General features: G+C 60.0%; 18 protein-coding genes and 2 pseudogenes. 4 read left to right on the top strand and 16 right to left on the bottom strand.

Translation table 11 applies throughout. The features are described 5' to 3' along the window. Nucleotides 1-14: 14 nt before the first annotated feature. The 8 genes and pseudogenes from J1C48_RS04030 to paaN form a co-directional block, all read right to left on the bottom strand. Entirely contained in the window at nucleotides 15-1784 is a 1770-nt protein-coding gene (locus J1C48_RS04030) for a DegQ family serine endoprotease (protein WP_207256434.1), read from the bottom strand. A gap of 274 nt (nucleotides 1785-2058) precedes the next feature. Continuing rightward, a complete protein-coding gene (locus J1C48_RS04025) occupies nucleotides 2059-2244 on the bottom strand; it encodes a DUF2065 domain-containing protein (protein ID WP_207256433.1) in 186 nt (61 codons plus the stop codon). A gap of 1 nt (nucleotide 2245) precedes the next feature. Beyond that, nucleotides 2246-3388: a protease modulator HflC gene (hflC, locus tag J1C48_RS04020; RefSeq protein WP_207256432.1), complete on the bottom strand. Its 1143-nt coding sequence runs from the start codon at nucleotides 3386-3388 to the stop codon at nucleotides 2246-2248. Then, the gene (hflK, locus tag J1C48_RS04015) at nucleotides 3388-4533 is read right to left on the bottom strand and encodes an FtsH protease activity modulator HflK (protein ID WP_207256431.1); all 1146 of its coding nucleotides are present in this window, start codon (nucleotides 4531-4533) and stop codon (nucleotides 3388-3390) included. The genes hflC and hflK overlap by 1 nt, the downstream gene beginning before the upstream one ends. 175 nt (nucleotides 4534-4708) lie before the next feature. Then, nucleotides 4709-5248 carry a dihydrofolate reductase gene (locus tag J1C48_RS04010; protein ID WP_343217678.1) on the bottom strand — a complete coding sequence of 180 codons (540 nt, stop codon included), beginning with the start codon at nucleotides 5246-5248 and terminating at the stop codon, nucleotides 4709-4711. Next, a pseudogene (gene thyA / locus J1C48_RS04005) lies at nucleotides 5245-5525 on the bottom strand (thymidylate synthase); the annotation flags it as partial. The gene J1C48_RS04010 and the pseudogene thyA, both read right to left, overlap by 4 nt. A gap of 290 nt (nucleotides 5526-5815) precedes the next feature. Continuing rightward, the gene (locus J1C48_RS03995) at nucleotides 5816-7867 is read right to left on the bottom strand and encodes a 3-hydroxyacyl-CoA dehydrogenase NAD-binding domain-containing protein (RefSeq protein WP_207256430.1); all 2052 of its coding nucleotides are present in this window, start codon (nucleotides 7865-7867) and stop codon (nucleotides 5816-5818) included. Nucleotides 7868-7915: 48 nt separating this feature from the next. After that, complete coding sequence (paaN, locus tag J1C48_RS03990; RefSeq protein ID WP_207256610.1) at nucleotides 7916-9583, bottom strand: phenylacetic acid degradation protein PaaN; 1668 nt, start codon at nucleotides 9581-9583, stop codon at nucleotides 7916-7918. 93 nt (nucleotides 9584-9676) lie between these two features. Between paaN and paaG the strand changes: the two genes are divergently transcribed. The 4 genes from paaG (at nucleotide 9677) to J1C48_RS03970 (ending at nucleotide 12943) form a co-directional block, all read left to right on the top strand. Further along, nucleotides 9677-10465 (top strand): 2-(1,2-epoxy-1,2-dihydrophenyl)acetyl-CoA isomerase PaaG, encoded by a 789-nt coding sequence (paaG, locus tag J1C48_RS03985; RefSeq protein WP_207256429.1) that lies wholly within the window; start codon nucleotides 9677-9679, stop codon nucleotides 10463-10465. Next, nucleotides 10462-10911 carry a hydroxyphenylacetyl-CoA thioesterase PaaI gene (gene paaI, locus J1C48_RS03980; RefSeq protein WP_207256428.1) on the top strand — a complete coding sequence of 150 codons (450 nt, stop codon included), beginning with the start codon at nucleotides 10462-10464 and terminating at the stop codon, nucleotides 10909-10911. Before paaG ends, paaI begins: the two co-directional genes overlap by 4 nt. A 34-nt stretch (nucleotides 10912-10945) precedes the next feature. Further along, a complete protein-coding gene (paaK, locus tag J1C48_RS03975) occupies nucleotides 10946-12256 on the top strand; it encodes a phenylacetate--CoA ligase PaaK (protein ID WP_207256607.1) in 1311 nt (436 codons plus the stop codon). 90 nt (nucleotides 12257-12346) lie between these two features. Beyond that, nucleotides 12347-12943: a TetR/AcrR family transcriptional regulator gene (locus J1C48_RS03970; protein ID WP_207256427.1), complete on the top strand. Its 597-nt coding sequence runs from the start codon at nucleotides 12347-12349 to the stop codon at nucleotides 12941-12943. A 195-nt stretch (nucleotides 12944-13138) separates the two neighbouring features. On the opposite strand, the gene paaZ is transcribed toward J1C48_RS03970, so the two are convergent. The 8 genes and pseudogenes from paaZ to pcaF all read right to left on the bottom strand — a co-directional run bounded on the left by paaZ (nucleotide 13139) and on the right by pcaF (nucleotide 20547). Then, entirely contained in the window at nucleotides 13139-15202 is a 2064-nt protein-coding gene (gene paaZ / locus J1C48_RS03965; protein WP_207256426.1) for a phenylacetic acid degradation bifunctional protein PaaZ, read from the bottom strand. Nucleotides 15203-15358: 156 nt separating this feature from the next. Then, nucleotides 15359-15561: pseudogene (locus tag J1C48_RS18855) on the bottom strand (Phenylacetic acid catabolic protein); the annotation flags it as partial. A gap of 29 nt (nucleotides 15562-15590) precedes the next feature. Then, entirely contained in the window at nucleotides 15591-16667 is a 1077-nt protein-coding gene (locus tag J1C48_RS03960; RefSeq protein WP_207256425.1) for a 2Fe-2S iron-sulfur cluster-binding protein, read from the bottom strand. A 15-nt stretch (nucleotides 16668-16682) separates the two neighbouring features. Continuing rightward, the gene (gene paaD, locus J1C48_RS03955) at nucleotides 16683-17210 is read right to left on the bottom strand and encodes a 1,2-phenylacetyl-CoA epoxidase subunit PaaD (RefSeq protein ID WP_207256424.1); all 528 of its coding nucleotides are present in this window, start codon (nucleotides 17208-17210) and stop codon (nucleotides 16683-16685) included. Nucleotides 17211-17219: 9 nt separating this feature from the next. Continuing rightward, nucleotides 17220-17999, bottom strand: coding sequence for a 1,2-phenylacetyl-CoA epoxidase subunit PaaC (gene paaC, locus J1C48_RS03950; protein WP_207256423.1), 780 nt, complete (start codon nucleotides 17997-17999; stop codon nucleotides 17220-17222). Continuing rightward, the gene (gene paaB, locus J1C48_RS03945) at nucleotides 17999-18283 is read right to left on the bottom strand and encodes a 1,2-phenylacetyl-CoA epoxidase subunit PaaB (RefSeq protein WP_207256422.1); all 285 of its coding nucleotides are present in this window, start codon (nucleotides 18281-18283) and stop codon (nucleotides 17999-18001) included. The genes paaC and paaB overlap by 1 nt, the downstream gene beginning before the upstream one ends. 30 nt (nucleotides 18284-18313) lie before the next feature. Next, complete coding sequence (gene paaA / locus J1C48_RS03940) at nucleotides 18314-19318, bottom strand: 1,2-phenylacetyl-CoA epoxidase subunit PaaA (RefSeq protein WP_207256421.1); 1005 nt, start codon at nucleotides 19316-19318, stop codon at nucleotides 18314-18316. Between the two features lie 23 nt (nucleotides 19319-19341). Further along, nucleotides 19342-20547 (bottom strand): 3-oxoadipyl-CoA thiolase, encoded by a 1206-nt coding sequence (pcaF, locus tag J1C48_RS03935; protein ID WP_207256420.1) that lies wholly within the window; start codon nucleotides 20545-20547, stop codon nucleotides 19342-19344. Nucleotides 20548-20993 lie beyond the last annotated feature (446 nt).

Genomic DNA, 20993 nt, shown 5'->3' with positions numbered 1-20993 from the left:
CTTGAGTTCGGGCCTTACTCGATCGGCACCACCACGAAGCGGACGTCGCCGTTCTTCGCCGTCAGCAACAGCAGCGCATTGCGCCGGCCGTCCTGTTTCAGCGTGTCGATCTTCGCTTTGACCTCACTGGCGTTTGCGACCGTCTCCTGCGCCACCTCGGTGATCCGCATGCCGGCCTCGACGCCCTTTTCGGCCGCGTCGGAATTCGGATCGACCGCGGTGATCAGCGCCCCATTCGCATCGTCCGGGAGTTCGAAGCTCTTGCGCTTGGCCGCGTCGATGTTGGTGATCGTCATGCCGAGCGTCTCGATCGTGCCGGCGCTTGACGGCGTCGCCGACTTGTCGCCGGGCTTCGTGCCGCCCGGCTTGTTGGCGCGCGACGTGTCACCGCCCGGCTTCTCCGCCGCCGCCATTGTCTTCTCGCCGTCCTCAAGCCGTCCGAGCTTGATTTCGACGGTCAGCGGCTTGGCCGGTTCGCTGCGGCTGGTCTTGCGCAGAATGCCGAGCTTGACGGTGGTGCCGACCTTGGTTTCGGCCACCATGCGCGGCAGATCACTGGAGCCCTCGACCTTGCGGCCCTCGAAGGAGACGATGACGTCGCCGACCTTGAGGCTGCCATTGTCGGACGGTCCGCCGGGCACGACGCCCATCACCACCGCGCCATGCTCCTTGTCGATCCCAAGACCCCTGGCGATCTCCTCGTTCAGCGCCTGCAGCCGGATGCCGAGCCAGCCGCGGCGGGTCTCGCCATATTCACGCAGCTGATCGATGACATTGACCGCGAGATTGGCGGGGATCGAAAAGCCGATGCCGATCGAACCGCCGGTCGGCGAGATGATCGCGGTGTTGATGCCAACGACGTCACCCTCCATGTCGAACAACGGGCCGCCGGAATTGCCGCGATTGATCGCCGCGTCGGTCTGGATGAAATTGTCGTACGGGCCGGCATTGATGTTGCGGCCGCGCGCCGAGACGATGCCCATCGACACCGAGCCGCCGAGGCCGAAGGGATTGCCGATCGCCATCACCCAATCGCCGATCCGCAGCTTCTCGGAATCGCCGAATTTGACGAATGGCAGCGGCTTGCCGGCGTCGATCTTGAGGACGGCGAGATCGGTCTTCGGATCCTTGCCGATCAGCTTGGCGTCGAACTGATCGCCATTGGCGAAATTCACCGTGATCGTGTCGGCATCGCCGATGACGTGGTTGTTGGTGATGATGACACCGGACGGATCAATCACGAAGCCCGAGCCGAGCGATTGGACGCTGCGCTCGCCGGCCCCGTTCTTGTCGCGCAGGAGATCGTCGAAGAAGTCCTGCAGCGGCGAGCCCTCGGGGGCCTGCAATTGCGGCACGCCGCGCCCCGGCTGCTTGACGCCCTGGGCGGTGGAGACGTTGACGACGGCCGGCAGCAGCTTGTCGGCGAGATCGGCGACCGAGGCCGGCCCGTAGCGCATCGGCGTCGGCGCGGAGGCTGCCGCGCCCGGTGCCGTGCCGGGCAGCGCCTTTGGCGATGCCTCGCTTGCGCCGCCGCTCTTGCCCTCCACCGGCGGGACGGGCAATGCCGGCACCGTCTCTTCCGGCGCGCCGGCCTGGGGTTTCTTGGCCTCGCCTTCAGGGCTTGGCGGCTGCGCCGGCGATGGCGCCGTCGGAAGTTTGGGCGTTGCCGGTGCCGGCTTGCCGCCGAGCTGCGGCGTCTGCGCCTCGGCATGGCGCAGCGGGGCTGCGCCTGCCAAAAGCGCGGCAAACAAGACGGGCAGCAGGATCGGGGCGCGCATGGCCATTATCGCGTGTCCTTCGACAGTCTGGAACAACAGGATGCTCAAAGGCGCTCGGCATCATGGCCGAACATGCGCTTGTGCGGCCAATCAAGGCCCGCCAAAAGCTCTGCCTCGTCGCATTTTCGCAGCGGATCCGTGCCCATCCTTGCCGATGGGCGGGCCGATGCGTCGGGGAAAGCGGACCCGAGAAATCCGACTTAATCAAGGGGAATACGGCGCGGCTGGAGAAATGGTGATCGCGCCGCCCCGTCAAAGCGCCCTTCGCCCCTGCGACAGATCAGCCGCGCACCGCCCAGATGATGCAAAGCCCGGCGATCGCCGCGCCAAGCCCGCCGAGCCGCAACCGCTCGATCGAGGCGTATGTCGCCTGCGTTGCGATGCGTTTCACCAAGGTTGGAAACAGGCAATAGACGATGCCCTCGATCACCAGAAGGAGACCGAGGGCATCAAAGAAGTCGATCATCTCACTGCGCCGCCGCCGGAGCGTTCGCGCCGGAAATCACGCCGCCCGCCGCCGCGCCATTGGCCGCGCCTGCCGGCGTACCGGCATTTCGCGGGCCGGCGGACGATGCGCCATTGGCCCCACCGCGATTGCCGGTGGCGTTGGCCGCCGGCGCGGGCGAAGCGGTCTCCGCTTCCGGCGCGGCAGAGGCCTCCGGCACCGTCGCGCCGGACAGCGCCGGCTGCGAGCCGGTTACCGACGGCGCGCCACCAAGCCCCGGCGCAGATGTGCCGCGATCCTGCTTAAAGTACCGGAAAAACTCCGAATCCGGCGACAGGACCATGGTCGTGCCGGAGTTTTCCAGCGCGTTGCGATAGGCTTCCATTGACCGATAGAAGTCGAAGAATTCCGGATCGGCCTTATAGGCGTCGGCGAAGACCTTGTTGCGCTCGGCGTCGGCCTGACCCTTGATGATCTCGGCGTCCTTGCGGGCCGCCGACACCGTCTCGGTGACCTCGCGGTCGGCCGCCGCCCGGATCTCGCGCGCCGCCACCTGGCCGCGGGCCCTCAGCCGCTCGGCCTCGGCCAGACGCTCGGCCTTCATCCGCTCATAGGTCTGCTGCGAGACCTCCTGCGTCAGATCGGTCCGGCGGATCCGCACGTCGTCGATGGTGATGCCAAGGCTCGCCGCATCCGGCCGGATGTCGTCGCGCACCTGGCGCATCATCTCGCCGCGCTCGTCCGACAGCGCCGCCTCGAAGCCGCGCAGGCCGTAGACCCGACGCAAGGCCGCGTCGAGGCGGGTGCGCAGCCGCTGCTCGGCCTGCGACAGCGAGCCGGAGACCGTCTGCAGGAATTTTTTCGCATCCGAGATGTTGTAGACGAGGAAGGCGTCGACCTCGTAGAACTTGCCGCCCGACACCTGGACGCGGATATTGTCCAGATCGAAGCGCAGCAGCCGGTCCGGCAGCATCTGCACAGTATCGGCGCCGCTGAAGGAGAAAGGCAGCTTGAAATAGAGGCCCGGCTCGTCGATCACCCGGCGGATCTCGCCGAAGCGCAGGACGATCGCCTGCTCCTTTTCATTGACGACGAACAGCGAATTCCACAACAGCAGAGCGCCGACCGCCAGGATGATGAGAACGGCGTAGAAGCGATTGGCCATCAGTTGGTCTTGCTCCGGTTTGCGGTTCCGCCCTGGCGCTCGGACGTGTTGCCGTTGAGTTCGTTCAGCGGGAGATAAGGAACGACGCCCTGGCCTTTGCCTTTGACGTCTTCGTCAAGGATCACCTTGTTGGACTCGCGCAAAACGCCTTCCATGGTTTCGAGGAACAGCCGCTTGCGGGTCACCTCCGGCGCGTTGCGGTATTCCTTGAGGATCGAGGTAAAGCGCTGCGCCTCACCCTCGGCGCCCTGGACCACGCGGCTCTTATAGGCCGCAGCATCTTCGCGGATCTGGGCCGCCTCGCCCCGCGCCTGACCGAGCTGCTGGTTGCGATAGCGATTGGCTTCCTCGACGAAACGATCCTCGTCCTGCTCGGCGCGCTGCACCTCGTCGAAGGCGTCGGCCACCTGCGACGGCGGGGCGGCGTCCTCGATCGAGATCGCATTGATGCGAATGCCGATCTTGTAGTCGTTCAGCGTCTCCTGGGTGATCTTGCGGACTTCCTCGGCGATGCCGGCGCGATCGTCACGGAAAACATCCTGCACCGGACGCCGGCCGACCACTTCGCGCATGGCGCTTTCGGAGACCTGCTGCACCATCGACACCGGATCCTCGACGTTAAAGAGGAAATCTTGCGGATTGTCGACTTGGTAGAGGACCGCAAACTGCACATCGACGATGTTCTGATCGCCCGACAGCATCAGACCGGAATTGTCGCCGCGCTGGTTGGACCCGAGGGTGATCTGGCTCTCGACGACGGGGACCGTATCCACCGTCTCGAACGGCCAGATCATGAAATGCAAGCCCGGCTCGGAGAGCTCCGCCTTCGGCTTGCCGAACAGCATCTCGACGCCGACTTCGTCCGGCTGGACGGTGTAGACACTCTTAAAGAGCCACAGAACGACGCCAACGATCAGAACGAGCAACACCCAGCCGAAAGCCGCGCCGCCGCCCGAGCCGCCACCGCCCGGCATTGCCCGGCGCAGCCGATCCTGTCCGCGCCGCAAGATGTCCTCGAGATCCGGCGAATTGTTGCCGCCGCCGCCATTGCCCGAAGGCCGCGGTCCCTGTGGCCGTTGGCCCCAAGGGCCCCCGCTTCCGCCACCTTTCCAGCCCCCGTTGCCGGTCTGATTGCTCCAGGGCATCGATGTCCTTTCAATGAAGCGGAAAACCGGCAGCCGATCCGATTAAAAACCCCGCGTGACACGTCCTCAGCCCTTATAGGAACTGCGAAATTGGCTTTCAACGCATCCGCGACCTTTTCGCGGGCTACGATGAGCACAAGGTTACGGCACGGTCCGGCACCGCATGGGTGGCATCTCAACCAGCGGGCTGAATACGCCGCCAGACACCGAAGCGCGTCGCGGCGCTGTCGCGCTCGCCCTGCGCCCAGGCCTCAAGCGACACGCGTTCAAAGACCGCCGGATCGATATCCGGAAACTTTGCGTCACCGTCGGGCGATGCGGCGATCTCGGTCACGTAAAGCGTGTCGATCCGGTCCATAAACAGGCGGTAGATCTCGCCGCCGCCGGCGATCACGATTTCGTCCGTTTCGCGTGAGCGCGCGCAGTCCGCGGCGATTTGAAGAGCCTCGTCCGGTGTTTTGGCCGAATAAGCGCCCTCGAACGGCACCGTGCCGTCGCGCGACAGAACGATCGTGTCGCGCCCGTCGAGGAGCCGCCCGATCGATTCGAGTGTCTTGCGCCCCATGATCATCGGCTTGTCCATGGTGAGGCGGCGATAACGCTTCAGGTCGCTCGGCACCGACCAGGGCATGTCGCCCTCGCGGCCGATCACATGGTTCTCGGCCATCGCAACGACGGCGACGATCGAGAGTGCGGTATCAGACGCCCTACTCACACCGCCACCTTGGCCGGGATGTGCGGATGCGCCTCGTAGCCCTGGATCGCGATATCCTCGAAGCGGAAGACAAAGAGGTCGTCGATCGCCGGATTGAGCTTGAGCGGCGGCAGCGGCAGCGGGTCGCGGGTCAATTGCAAAGGGCCTTGTCGAGATGATCGCTGGAAAGATGCGCGTCGCCGAGGGTGTGGACGAATTCGCCTGCCTCAAGCCCGCAGACCTTGGCGACCATCGCCGTCAACAGCGCATCGAAGACGATGGTGAAAGGCTTTCCGACATCGTATGTTTTTCATTATCAGGGACCATCATCCCAATCACAAACTGACGTCAATCCCACCCAAAAGACGCATCTGCCTAGTGGATTGAATCTGACATTTGAATCCCAGTTGGGGCCGTCCATCGAATCCAATGTCAAATTCGAAAAATCCGCGAGGATCATAAACTTGGCTAAGGGCCTTTTCGATCCCGACATTTGCTGAGCCGCCGCCACACCATGCCGATAAAAGACGCGGCGTTCCCGCAGGCGTACGGCAGCTGCGTGTTGGGAGCACTTATCCAATCACTGCCTCAGCCGTCGAATGAGTCGGAAGCGGCTGCTCGCACCAAGCCCTGAGACGGCGCTGCAGAGAGGCCCTTCGAGGATAGCTGGCGAAGCCGTTCCACGACCTTGGAGAGACCGACCGATTCACCGTAGTGCATCAGGCCACCTCTCCAACGCGGAAACCCGTATCCGTGGATTTCCACGATGTCGATATCGGCGGCGCGAAGCGCGACCTTCTCGTCCAAAATCGCAGCTCCCTCACTGATCATGGGGAAGATGATGGCCTCAGCGAGAGATTCATTGTCCCATTCACCGGCCAGGTGATCACCAGCTTTGCCGGCGATGATTTTCGTCACAACATCCGACGGACGTGGCGTGCGGTCGCCCGGTGCGTAATCATACCAACCGCCGGATGTCTTCTGACCGAAGCGCCCCAGCTCGCATAGTTTGTCTGCGATTGGCGCGAATACCGCTTCGCCCCGGTCTCTCGCCGCTCTTCTCTGAAATGCAGCGATATCGAGTCCGCCGAGGTCCTGCGCTTCAAACGGCCCCATCGGCATCCCGAACTGCCGCATGGCAGCGTCGATAGCGGACGGCGTTGCGCCGGACAGGAGAAGCCGTTCGGTCTGCGCTCTCGTAACCTTCAATATCCGGTTGCCGATGAATCCATCGCAAATACCGGCCCATACGGGAATTTTCCCGAGCAAGCGGGCTAAAGCGAAACCTGTCGCGACGGCCTCCACACTCGTGGTGGCGGTGGGGACGATTTCCAAGAGCTTCATGACGTTGGCTGGGCTGAAGAAGTGCAGGCCGAGGAAACGCGCCGGAACCTTCACGCCCGCACCGATCTGATTGGGATCGAGGTAAGAGGTATTGGTGGCCAGGACGGCGTCGGCCCTGCACGCTCCAGAGAGCTTCGCAAAGACGGCTTGTTTTACGGCCAAGTCCTCAAAGACCGCTTCAATAACCAGATCGACATCCGTGAGCGCGCCGTAATCGGTGCTCGTCTGCACACCCGCAAGGCGATCTGCCGCCAGTTCAGCCGTCAACCGCCCACGCTTCACCGCGCCGTCGAAAATCGCCCGGACATTCGACAGACCACGCTCTGCAGCCTCCGCATCCCTCTCGATGAGGACAACAGGAAGTCCAGCGTCCCTCAGAGCGGCAACGATACCCGCCCCCATCGTGCCGCCGCCAACAACTGCAGCTGAGAGAATTTCCGCCGCTGGCACGCCCTGCAATTCGGGAGGGCGCGGGGCCGCGCGTTCCGCAAAGAACACATGCCGCAATGCAGCCGCCTGGTCAGACGCCCGAAGGTCCAGGAATGTGCTTCTCTCGAAAGTCATTGCGGCTTCGAAGTCGACCTCGGTCGCGTTCCGAACGGACGCCAATGCTCTCAGAGGCGCGACCTCACGCTTTGCCTTCGACCTGACGGACGACTCGGCTTGGCTCCAAAAATCGCCGTCCTTCTGTGGAGCAGCCCGCAGGGAGATCGGCTGCGGCTTCGGCAGGCCGATAATCGATTGCGCAAAGGCGACCGCACCCTCGCGAAGATCCCCTTCCACAACGGCATCGATCAGACCGACAGCCTTCGCCTTCTCGGTCCCGATGACCGCTCCGGACGTCGCGAGATCAACAGCAGCCTCAACGCCGATCAGTCGCGGCAGGCGAACGGTCCCACCCGCACCGGGAATAATCCCGAGTTTCACTTCTGGGAGCCCGAAGTTCGTTTTGGGCGCAGCAATCCGGTACGTGCAGCCCAGAGCTATTTCTAACCCGCCACCGAGCACATTGCCATGGACCGCGCCCACCCAGGGCTTCTCGGCATGCTCAATCGCGGTGACGACATCCGGCAAATGTGGTGCCTCAGGCGGCTTGCCGAATTCCTTAACGTCAGCGCCAGCGATGAACGTGCGGCCCTCGCACGACAGCACGACCGCTTCAACGGCCGGGTCGGCATCCATGCGGACAACGGCGTCTAAGAGGTCCTGCCGCAGCTGCTTGGACAAGGCGTTGACGGGCGGATTATCGATTGAAACAACGGCAATCGGGCCCTGGTATGAAGTGGTCACGGTCATATGGAAATCTCACGTGGTCGATGAAAAAGGTTCCGTCGGGCGGGCGACCTATTCAGCCGCTTCCTGGAACGGTTTTCTCCACATCGCCACACGAAACCGGTTCGCCACGAATGCGGCGTCGGTTAGACTCGCATTGCCCGCCGGATTCGCCCCTGTGACATGAAAATCGCTGAACGCGGCGCTCTGGTTGACGAAAATTCCGCCCATGAGATTGACCGAGAGGTTTACCCCGGCTCGGGCGAATTGGTCAGCCGCGAAATTCATGACGTCATCGTCCGTGCTGTACAGCGCTGCGGTTATCGCTCCCTTCTTCGACGCCAGTGCCGCCGCTCGGTTGATGCCGTCTCGAACATCGTCCACCGGTATCACGAACGAAATCGGGCCGAACCGCTCTTCGCCATAGGTGTCGCAAGCATCGGTCTCAACCGCGACGATCAGTGGCGTCGCGGTTCTGGCATCGCCCTGCCCCTCAATCACGGCGGAATCGCGGACCAGACGACCGAGCTTTCTAGCATTGCTAACCCGATCAAGCGTGGCGGGGTTGGCAATGGCTCCACAGACGCCTGCCGCTCTCACGGAGTCGGCAAGAAGCCTGTCCACCGCAGCGGCGACTCCATCGGCAAGTTCATCAAACGTCTTGGAGCCTTCGTTCGTCTCAATGCCGCTGCTCGGGATGAAGATGTTCTGCGGCGATGTGCACATCTGCCCACTGTAGAGCGACAGCGAGAATGCGAGATTATCGCACATCCCGACGAAATCGTCCGTTGATCCCATGACGATCGAGTTGATCCCGGCTTCTTCCGTATAAAGATCGGCCTGGGCGTTGTTTCTGACCCATTCGCCGAACGCGGTTGAACCGGTGTAATCGATGATAGCGACGGCCGGGTGCTTCAGAAGATCCCGGGTGATTTCGGAACCAGCCGCATCGGGAGCGAGGAGAATTGCATCTTCGGGCAGCCCCTGCTCCGCAAGGACCTGACGGATGATATCGACTGTCATCGCCAAAGGGAGGATCGCGGAGGGGTGAGGCTTGACGATGACGGTGTTGCCGCATGCAAGGCTCGCGAAAAGCCCGGGATAGCTATTCCAAGTCGGAAACGTGTTGCATCCAACGACGACCGAAACGCCTTTGGGAACGATGCGCCATTTTTTTTCCAAGACGATGGGCTCGCCTTTGCCCTGGGGCTTCGACCACACGGCCGTGGAAGGCACTTTTTTCATTTCCGAGTAGGCATACGCCACCGCCTCTAGCCCCCGCTCTTGAGCGTGCGGCCCGCCAGCCTGAAACGCCATCGCAAACGCTTGTCCAGTCGTATGCATCACGGCATTTGCGATTTCGAAGCTGAGATTGTTGAGGCGAACTAAGGCCTCTAGGCAAACCCCGACACGCCCCTCCGGCGCAGCTGCCGCCCAAACGCTAGAGGCAGCCTGCGAGGCATTGATCAAAGTGGTGATGGACGCGGCCGGATAAGTGATGCCGAGGCGACGTCCGTAGGGTGAAACCTCATTCCCGACAGGCGCTTCCGCCGGATGATTGGCCAAGTTGAACGGCTTTCCAAGCCTCGCCTCGAAGGCTGAAGCACCCTCCGCCTTTGCCCTCTCACCGTATATTTTCCCGCTAGGAACTTCTGAAAACGCCGACCAGTAGGTCCGCTCCTGGGTCGCCTGCACCGCACGCCCCAGCAGATCCCGATGTCTTTCAAACAACTCGCTCAGAGAAGCCTCCCTCACTCATTCAGGCCAAGAATTGACCGGCCGGTCGGTTTATGCAAGTCTTTTTTATCGCCGTATTACGTCCGAGGAGGAAACATGCCTGCGATCGATACTGTCCTTGAGGACGTCAGCCACGGCGTCTTGCGTCTGACACTCAACCGCCCCGACAAGCTGAACGCGTTCAATGAGGACATGCATCTCGCTCTTCGAGCGGGCTTTGAGCGTGCGCGCGACGAAGCGGAGATCCGCGCCGTTCTTTTGACGGGTTCGGGCCGCGGCTTCTGCGCTGGCCAGGACTTAGGAGACCGCGATCCCCGCAACGGTACGCCCGATCTGGGGCACACGATTGAGACCTATTACAATCCGCTCCTCCGCCTGATCCGTATGCTCGAAAAGCCGGTCGTCTGCGCCGTGAATGGGGTCGCCGCGGGTGCAGGTGCAAACATCGCATTTGCCTGCGACATCACCTTGGCTGCCCGCTCGTCTCGTTTCATTCAGGCATTCGCGAAGATCGGGCTCGTTCCCGACTCTGGCGGAACCTGGAGCCTGCCCCGCCTGATCGGGGAAGCTCGCGCAAAAGCACTAGCACTGACGGCAGAGCCTTTGAGTGCCGAAAAGGCTGCTGACTGGGGGCTGATCTGGAAGGTTGTTGACGACCAACAGCTCCTTGACGAGGCCACGAAGCTCGCACAGCAGCTGGCAAGCGGTCCGACGAAGGGACTGGGGCTCACGAAGCGCGCAATCCAGGCTGCAGCAACGAACTCTCTGGATCAGCAACTGGATCTCGAACGCGACTTTCAGCGTGAGGCTGGTCACAGTGCCGATTACGCCGAGGGCGTTTCCGCCTTCCTCGAAAAGCGAACGCCGGAGTTCAAGGGACAATGAACGCATCTGAACAGCTCTCACCGCAAGAGCTTGCCGAGGCGTGCGCGAAAGCCCAGTGGGCAAATGATCATGCGTCCCAGTTTTTGAATATGACGCTGACCGAAGTCGCACCGGGCAGAGCTTCGGTCCAAATGACGGTCACGCGATGCATGTTGAATGGCCATCAGTCCTGTCACGGCGGTTACATTTTCACGGTGGCGGACTCGGCCTTCGCCTTCGCGTGTAACGGCTATAACCAATGGACAGTGGCCCAGCATTGTTCGGTCACGTTTATCGCTCCGGCATTCGAAGGCGATGTCCTGACGGCCCGTGCAAAAGAGGTCTCCCGACAGGGTCGCGGAGGTATTTATGACGTGAGCGTCGTCAACCAGCAGGGTGAACAGATCGCCGAATTCCGTGGTCATTCGCGAACGGTCAAAGGCACACATCTTCCTGAAAACCGGTAACCGGCTGACGCTTTATTCCTTGGAGGAGGACAATATGGTAAGCCTTGAACCGTGCCCTGGCGATCTTGAAGCGATTGAGATTGCATCTCGTGACGAGATCAGCGGCCTTCAGCTGGAGCGAATGACGTGGTCCCTGGCCCACGCCTATGAAAACTCGCCGTTCTATCGCCAACGCTTCGACGAAGCAGGTGTACACCCATCCGATCTGAAGACTCTTTCAGACTTGGCCAAATTTCCGTTCACGACGAAGACGGACCTCCGGGACACGTACCCATTCGGTATGTTCGCGGTCCCCCGCGAAAAACTCGCCCGTATCCATGCTTCCTCAGGCACGACCGGCAAGCCCACCGTTGTCGGCTACACGCAGAAGGATATCGACACCTGGGCGACCGTCGTCGCGCGCTCGATCCGGGCCTCTGGTGGTAGAGCGGGGGATCTTGTCCATGTCGCCTATGGTTACGGCCTCTTCACCGGCGGGCTTGGGGCACATTATGGTGCGGAAAAGCTCGGCTGTACGGTCGTTCCGATCTCGGGCGGGATGACCGAACGCCAGGTGACACTGATACAAGACTTTAAGCCGCGCATTATCATGGTAACGCCGTCCTATATGCTTTCGATTCTCGACGAGTTCCGTCGTCAGGGCGTTGATCCCAGGGAAAGCTCCCTTGCTGTCGGGATTTTCGGGGCCGAACCGTGGACGAACGCCATGCGCGAGGAAATCGAACAGGCTTTCGATATGCACGCCGTTGACATCTATGGCCTGTCCGAGGTGATGGGGCCTGGGGTCGCCAACGAGTGCGTTGAGACGAAAGACGGTCTCCACATCTGGGAGGACCACTTCTACCCGGAGATCATTGATCCTGAGACGGGAGCTGTGCTGCCTGACGGTGAACGCGGCGAGCTGGTCTTCACGACGCTCACGAAAGAAGGCCTACCAATCATCCGCTACAGGACACGCGATCTGACACGTCTCCTTCCAGGATCAGCACGGACTATGCGCCGTATGGAGAAGGTTACTGGGCGCTCTGATGACATGATCATCCTGCGCGGCGTGAATGTTTTTCCGACACAGATCGAGGAGCAGATCCTGAAATGTCGTGGCCTTGCCCCGCACTTCCAGATTGAACTCACACGAGCTGATCGTATGGACAAGATGATCGTGCATGTCGAATGCACCGATGACGCGGCTGATGACGGTGCCCGGGCAGGATCGGCCGAGGAATTGGCGCATCACATCAAGAGTATCGTGGGCGTCTCAACAACAATCGAGGTCCATACTCCCGGCGCGGTCGCCCGTTCGGAAGGCAAAGCCAAGCGGGTTGTGGACAAACGACTAAAGCAATGAACTGGTCCGCGGGGACAGCCCGAGCCCTCAATCTCAGTTTATAGAAACATGACTTTCCTGATACGACGCGAATGAGAGAAGCAGGGTTGCATGGCACGCACACGAGCGGCGGATTTTGAAGAAAAGCGTCGAGGGATTCTCGCGAATGCCGCAGCTGTCTTTGCTAAGGAGGGCATGGAGAAAGCCTCCATGTCGATGATCGCGTCCCAAGGCGGCGTGTCAAAGGCCCTGCTCTATCATTACTATCAGAGCAAAGACGCGCTGATCTTCGACATCGTCCGCATTCACTTATCTGAACTTGATGCAGCGATTGCAGCCGCCGACAGGCCGGATATGGACCCGCATGTGCGGCTGCGGTTGCTGGTGAAAGCGGTTTCGAGAAATTATGAAGGTCGCGACAACGAGCATCAGGTTCAGCTGATGGGCACCTCGGCGCTTTCTGAGAGCCAGATGGCTGAGCTTCAACAGATCGAACGGCAAATTGTGAAGCGATTCTCCTCAATCATTCGAGAAATCAATCCCGACTTGAACAAGGATCGCCCATTGCTGATGCCCGTCACTATGTCACTCTTCGGAATGATGAACTGGGTTTATATGTGGTTCCGGCCGAATGGCCCGATCAGCAGAGACGAGTATGCGGACATCGCAACAACACTGATATTAGAAGGCATCAAAGCTGTTCGTTAAAATTGAGTTCCTCCAGGATGATCCGCCCATCCTCCTGGGCGAACATCCGCCGTCTATCGAGCTCAACCTCTGTTAACGCTGCAGTAGCGACCAGCTTAGCACCTCAACGACCGGATGGTGCCGTGATACGCGCCGATTGGGGGCACGCTTCGCCCAATAATGGGCGGCCAAAATATCAGCCGCCCACATATGAACTTAAGCAGACGGCCAAGTCTTAGCGACCATCGTCAGGACGTCGTACTGAGCAACGGGCTCCGCGTTCTGGTTGGTGACTAAGCAATCCCAGCGAACCTCGCCGTGCTCAGCACTTGCGCGCGGATTGATCTCTTTGCACGTCAGCTGGACTTTAAGTGCGTCGCCAGGATTGACCGGCTTCAAAAAGCGAAGGTTGTCGACGCCATAATTCGCAAGGACCGGGCCTGGGGCCGGATCGACAAACAAGCCGGCAGCAAACGAAACGATCAAATACCCATGGGCAACGCGGCCGTCGAAGAACGGGTTCGCTTTTGCTGCTTCTTCGTCCATGTGGGCGTAGAAGGTGTCACCGGTGAAGTTTGCAAAGTGCTCGATGTCATCCAGCCCGACTGCCCGACTTGCAGTTATCAGCTGGTCGCCGACCTTCAATTCCGCAAGCGACTTTCGAAATGGATGCGGTCCGTCATTGTTTGCCGCCGCTCCTGGGAACCATTTCCCGGTCACCGCGGTCAGCATCGAGGGAGCGCCCTGAACTGCGGTGCGCTGCATGTAGTGTTTAACACCCCGCATGCCGCCCAGCTCCTCGCCGCCGCCGGCCCTGCCCGGCCCCCCGTGCACCAGTCCCGGCAATGGCGAGCCATGTCCGGTGGATGACTTCGCACTGACGCGGTTACCAATCATGACCCGGCCATGATAAGGGGCAAGCCTCAGAACCATTTCTTGAACGAAATCGGCGTCGTTGGTGAAGACGGACGAGACAAGGCTCCCCTTGCCTCGACGCACGAGATCGACGGCCTCGTCCGCTGTGTCGTAGGGCATGACGGTGCTGACCGGACCGAACGCTTCCACGTCGTGAACGGTTCCGGCGGCGGCAGGCTTGTCGCAGTACAGCAGAACGGGATTGAGGAATGCGCCATCCGTGGCATCGCCGCTTACAACCAGAGGGTTTTCCGGATCGCCAGAAACAATCTCGGCATCTGTCATCAAATCGCGGATACGGGCACGGACTTCGTCTCGCTGATCCAAGCTTGCCAATGGGCCCATGCGGACGCCTTCATCGATCGGATTGCCGACCGATGTCTTGGTCAGCCGGTCACGAAGACCGGCGACCAGAGCGTCGGTGTAAGAGCGAGGTGCAATAACGCGACGGATGGCTGTGCATTTCTGGCCAGCCTTGACGGTCATCTCCCGCGCCACTTCCTTGACGAAAAGTTCGAATTCTTCGGTGCCAGGTGCAGCATCAAGGCCAAGAACCGCAGCATTGAGACTGTCAGCCTCCATCGTGAAGCGCACCGAGTTCGCCACGATTGCCTTGCCCGTCTTTAAGCGCTGGCCGGTTGCGGCCGATCCGGTGAAGGTGACGATGTCCTGACTGTCGACATGATCGAGCAGATCACCGGTTGAACCGCAGATCAACTGAAGCGAACCGTCAGGAAAAATGCCTATCTCGACGATCGCGCGGACCATGAGCTCCGTTAGATAGGCGGTTTGGCTCGCTGGCTTGATGATGGCCGGAACGCCCGCAAGGATCGTCGGCGCCAGTTTCTCCAGCATGCCCCAGCAAGGGAAATTGTACGCGTTGATGTGAATTGCCACACCAAGTAGTGGGGTCAGAATGTGCTGTGCCGAGAATGAATTGTCCTTCGAAAGCCCTTCGACGTCTCCATCGAGGAGGACACGGCTATTGGGAAGCTCGCGTCGTCCTTTCGACGCATAGGACAGCAATGTGCCGATCCCGCCCTCAATATCGATCCAGCTATCGGCCTTGGTTGCCCCAGTTGCGGTCGAAAGAGCGTAAAACTTATCCTTTTTTTCCATGAGTGCCAGGCCGAGTGCTTTGAGCATCAAGGCGCGCTCGTGGAACGACAACCGTCGAAGGGCGGCCCCACCCTTCTCTCGACCGTAAGTCAGCACGTCCGTGAAATCGATACCGGTCGAGTCGATGAAGGCGACCGGTGCTCCGGTCGAAGCGTCGAGAAGAACGTTTCCTTCTTTCGAACCGGCGACCCAACCGCCACAGACATAACTTTCTAGGCGGCGCGGCTGCCTGACACTGATGTTCATCGCAATTTCCTTTTCAATTCAGGCCAAGCGAGCCAAGCTGCTGATCCGCCGAAGCAACCCATTCGGCACGCGATGTTTTGTTTGGCTTATGACGCAGGCCAAAGCGCGATTGGGTCTCGAACAGTTGGGGTCTGAGTGGCCAAGGCTGGCAGCGCTGCGGGCCGCCGATATCCGTTCTTGGATACCAGGCGCATCGTTGATCACCTCTGCGCCCCCCGAAGAGGCCGCCAGTTCGCGATCGACGAAGTTGGCCACCAAAATCGCGACAACTCTCCGCGATATCGTGGCGTGACGTTGTCTGGAGACGACAGACCGCCACCTTGCGCGATATCGTCTTCGATGGGCCTCGTATCTGATATCATTGGCCCCCCATTGGCTTGAGCCGGGCCTACTGATCGTAGCTGACGACCAGATTGTCGGTGAGCGGGAAGCACTGGCAGGTCAGGACGTAGCCTTGACGGACCTCGTAATCTTCCAAGGCATGATTGACTTCCATCTCGACGTCGCCTTCCAGGACCTTCGCTCGGCAGGTCGAACAGACCCCGGCTTTGCAGGCGTATGGGGCGTCCATGTTGTTTTCGAGCGCAGCGTCAAGCAAACTCTGACCATGCTTCGGGAAACTGAATGTCCGCGTCGCACCATCCAATGTGATCGTGGCGCGACACGTCGCGGCATGGTCGGCACCGGCTGCAGAGACCGCCTTCTGCCGCGCCCGACCAGGCTGCGAAGATGCGAAAAGCTCGAACTTGATCTGGTCGTCACGAAGGCCGTGTTCCTTCAATGATCCCGCGATGGCCAACATCATGGGTTCTGGACCACAGATGAAGGCTGTCGTGACCGACGCAAGATCAATCCAACCTTTGAACAGCGCGACACACTTCTGTGCATCAACACGGCCGGTGAACAGATCGATGTCCTGAGCTTCGCTTTCGAGGATGTGCAAGACCGCAAGTCTGCCGAGATAGATGTTTTTCAGATCTTCCAGCTCTTCACGGAACATGATCGAGCTGATCTGTCGGTTCGCGTAGACTAACGTGAACCGGGCCTTCGGCTCCCGTGACAGAACGGTTTTGATAATTGAAAGGACCGGCGTGATACCGCTTCCTCCGGCAAAGCCAAGATAATGGCGCGGCGCATCGGGATCGAGAGCGGTGAAAAACGTCCCCATCGGAGGCATGGCTTCAAGGACGTCGCCAGCCTTGAGATTTTCGTTCACCCAGGTCGAGAACGAGCCCCCATCAACGCGCTTGATACCGACCTTCAGGACGCCCTCATCCTTGCCAGCGCAAATCGAATAGGATCGACGAAGTTCCTCTTCATCGAACTTTCGGCGAAATGTCAGGTACTGCCCTTGGGTGAAGTCGAAAACCGAGCGATCTTCGTCGCTAGGTTTGAGTGTGACGACGACGGCATCTCGCGTCTCGTGGCGGACATCGGTGACAGTCAGCGAGTGAAATCTTGCCATATGCGAGCCCTCGGGTCAGATGCACTTGAAGTAATCAAAGGGTTCGAGACAATCGCTACAGCGGTAGCTCGCCTTGCAAGGCGTGGAACCGAACTGGCTGACTTTCTCGGTGTTGGTCGATCCGCAACGCGGACAAGCGATTGACAGGTTCGAACGGCCTGACAGCCGATCAATCCGTTTCATGAGCACGCCATTGGCTGCGGTACCGTCTATAGGCGGCGCAATCCCGTACGACCTCAGTTTTTCGCGGCCTTCAGTGGTGATCCAGTCCGTGGTCCACGCAGGCGAAAGCTCGCGTTCCAGCCTGACGTTTTCAAGCCCCTTCTCAACCAGCGCACGCTCAATGTCGACGTTGATGATGGATGTTGCGGGACACCCTGAATAGGTCGGCGTCACAGTGACGACCAGTTCATCGTCCCGCCATTCGACATCTCGAATGATGCCGAGTTCGGTCAGTGAAATGATCGGGATCTCCGGGTCAGGCACGTCGGAAAGCCAGCGCCAAACCTCTTCAACGGAAGGACGGACTGCTGCCGTGGCCATGACCGCCTCCTACCAGACCGCGCCCGGATAGGCCCGCTGCAGAAACTGCATTTCCGTCAGAATGAACCCGAGATGCTCGGTGTGGACGCCACGGCGCCCCCCCTTGTGCATGTATCCATCGTCCGGCTTCTGAAGTGTCGCCTCGGAAAGCGTCGTTGAGACGATCTCGTCCCACCCGGACTTCAGGCTTTGCGGATGCGGAATGACACCGGCCGCCGACAAGGTCTGCTCGACGTCGTCGCTTGCGAAGAGCTCGCCAGTGTAGGGCCACAGATCGTTGAGAGCGGCCTGCATCCGCCGATGGCTTTCGTCGGTCCCGTCCCCCAAACGAATGACCAGGTCCTGGCTGCGTTCGAGGTGATAGGCGACTTCTTTGAACGCCTTCTCTGCGATTTCAGCGATCCGTCTTTCGCTGGAATTTTGAAGCGCCTTCATGAGCAGGTAGTGCCAGGCATCGAACAGGAACTGACGCATCAGCGTTTTCCCGAAGTCGCCATTCGGGCGTTCGACAAGCAGGATGTTCCGGAACTCATAGCCGTCACGCAGATAGGCGAGGTCATCAGCAGACCTGCCCTGACCCTCGATTTCGCCGGCCAGACCAAGCCAGAGCTGTGTCTGCCCAATGAGGTCGAGAGCCGTGTTCGAAAGCGCGATGTCCTCCTCCAATGCCGGAGAATGGCCACACCATTCCGACACCCGATGGCCAAGAATCAAGGCGTTATCGCCCAAGCGCACGAGGAACGCGAAAAGAGCGGACTGATCGACCGCAGGCTTGAGGTCGAGTTCCATCACATGTGCCCCACTTCATCCGGAATTTCGAAGAACGTCGGGTGACGGTAGACTTTGGAGTTCGACGGATCGAACAACGGCCCCTTTTCGGAAGGCGCACTGGCTGTGATGTCGCTGGACTTTACGACCCAGATACTGACACCCTCATTGCGACGGGTATAAACATCGCGGGCGTTGTTCACGGCCATTTCAGCATCGGGAGCGTGCAAACTTCCGACATGGCGGTGATTGAGGCCGTGCTGACCACGGATGAAAACTTCCCAAAGGGGCCATTCGTTGGACATGTTCAGATCTCCCATTTGTGCCCCAAGGCCTCACTCAGCTGCGATCTTCGACGCGGTTCGACGGTCTGCCATCTTGTTGGCGTGAGCGGTCAGTCCATCTCTGAACCATGCGCCGTCATCCCACGCCTTCTTCCGCGCGTTCAGACGCTCCGCATTGCAGGGACCGTTGCCCGCGATGACGTTGAAGAATTCTTCCCAGTCGGGTTCGCCGAAATCGTAGCCGCCCTTTTCCTCGTTCCACTTGAGGTCCGGATCAGGAACAGTGAGGCCGAGATATTTGGCTTGTGGCACCGTCTGGTCGACGAATTTCTGACGAAGCTCATCGTTGGAGTTCTGCTTGATCCTCCAGGCCATCGACTGGGCAGAATGGACGGAAGCGTCATCGGAGGGGCCGAACATCATGAGCGACGGCCACCACCAGCGATTCAGGGCATCCTGAACCATCGCCTTCTGTGCCGGTGTGCCCTTCACCATGCGCATGAGTGCGTCGTAACCCTGCCGCTGGTGAAAGCTCTCCTCCTTGCAGATACGGATCATCGCCCGCGAATAGGGACCGTAAGAACAGCGCTGCAACGGAACCTGGTTCATGATGGCCGCGCCATCAACCAGCCATCCGATGGCTCCAATGTCAGCCCACGTCAGCGTGGGATAGTTGAAGATCGACGAGTATTTTGCCTTTCCCGAATGGAGCTGCTCGTACATTTCGTCGCGGGAAACCCCGAGCGTTTCTGCTGCACAGTAGAGATATAGACCATGGCCCGCCTCATCCTGAACCTTTGCCAGAAGAATGGCCTTGCGCTCCAGGGTCGGAGCGCGAGTGATCCAGTTGCCCTCAGGTAGCTGCCCCACAATTTCAGAATGAGCATGCTGGCTGATCTGACGGACCAACGTCTTCCGGTAGCCCTCAGGCATCCATTCCTTCGGCTCGATCTTCTGGCCCGCGTCGACGCGCTCCTGGAAGGCACGCTCAACCGGGTCCATCTCGTCGAGAGACCTGACCCGAGCCGCATCGGTTTTGACCATCTGTGCATACATGGTGTTTCCTCCTGGTTCGCGTGTCAGACGCGCTCGATGATCATCGCAATGCCCTGACCGACGCCAATGCACATCATGCAGAGAGCGTAACGACCGCCTTGACGGTGAAGCTGGTAGGCTGCCGTGGTCACAAGGCGTGCACCACTCATTCCCAATGGGTGCCCCATCGCAATCGCGCCTCCATTCGGATTGACGTGCGAGGCATCATCCGGCAGACCAAGGTCGCGAAGAACAGCAAGGGCTTGCGAAGCAAAGGCTTCATTCAGCTCGACAACATCCATCTGATCGAGGCTGAGCCCGGCCTTCTCAAGAACGCGACGCGCCGCCGGAGCCGGACCAACCCCCATAATTCGGGGCTCGACACCGGCTGCAGCCATCGCGACCACTCGGGCTTTCGGCGCCAGACCTTGTGCCTTTGCCATCGCTTCGCTCGCAATCAGCAAAGCGCCGGCGCCATCATTCACCCCAGAGGCATTTCCTGCGGTCACCGAAAGACCGTGGCCGTTTACCCCTTTTAACTTGGCCAGCTGGTCAACTGTGGTGCCTGGCCTGGGATGCTCATCGCGGTCAACGATGATCGGATCACCCTTCTTCTGCGCGACAGAGACAGGCACGATTTCGTCAGCAAATAGTCCTGCCTCTTGGGCGGCCGCCCACCGGGCCTGGCTTCTCGCGGCGAATGCGTCCTGATCCTCACGGCTCACATGAAAATCAGCAGCAACATTGTCTGCCGTTTCAGGCATCGAGTCGACGCCGAAAGCCTGTTTCATCTTCGGATTGACGAAGCGCCATCCGATGGTGGTGTCGTAAACAGCGGCAGCACGGGAAAATGCCGATTCCGCCTTGGGCATAACGAACGGCGCGCGGCTCATACTTTCAACGCCGCCAGCAATGACAAACTCACAGTCCCCGGACCTGATTGCGCGCGCCGCCATACCCACAGCATCCATTCCCGAGCCGCAAAGACGGTTGATCGTCGTACCGGGAACGATGACAGGCATCCCAGAGAGAAGCACAGCCATACGCCCGACATTGCGGTTGTCTTCGCCGGCCTGGTTGGCGCAACCGAAGATGAGGTCATCAACCTTCGTCCAATCGACCTGAGGATTGCGGACCATCAACGCCGACAATGGGATCGCGGCCAAATCATCCGCACGAACCGACGAAAGGAGGCCGGCGTAACGACCAATCGGCGTTCTGATGGCGTCACAAATGTAGGCTTGGCTCACGCCGTTATCCTCCAGGCAGGAATGTCAGCAAGTTCAACCGACCGCTTGGTCACCTAATTAGCATTCGGTTTGTCACATTTCAAATCGATTTTTTGGTTTTGTTGTGATATTTGAAAATCGCGTGAAAGGGACAGCGCTCACCCCATCCTCGACAATAGAAGAGACATGGCTCGGTTTGACGATGTCAGGCTTGCCGTATCGAGATCGCGCCACCGCCTCGAGCAGATGCTGCAACATCCAGCTAGAGCGCCCTGCGTCCTATCGGACGGAGAAAGGTCGCTCTCACCTTTTGAATCAACGCATCGGGCTTTGCCGAAAATCGATTCCGATTTTCGGGCCGATGCTGTAAGCGCTATCCCATCCTGACGAACGTTGAGCGTTGCAAGCCTTCCGCATTGTCGAACAGGAGAGGACCCGTCGATGGCAACGGGTCAATTATGCAGACA

This window comes from Jiella flava (assembly GCF_017349315.1).
GTDB classification, from domain to species: domain Bacteria; phylum Pseudomonadota; class Alphaproteobacteria; order Rhizobiales; family Rhizobiaceae; genus Jiella; species Jiella flava.
The sequence above is the reverse complement of the archived record's forward strand: the minus strand, read 5'-3'. Positions and strand labels throughout refer to the sequence as shown.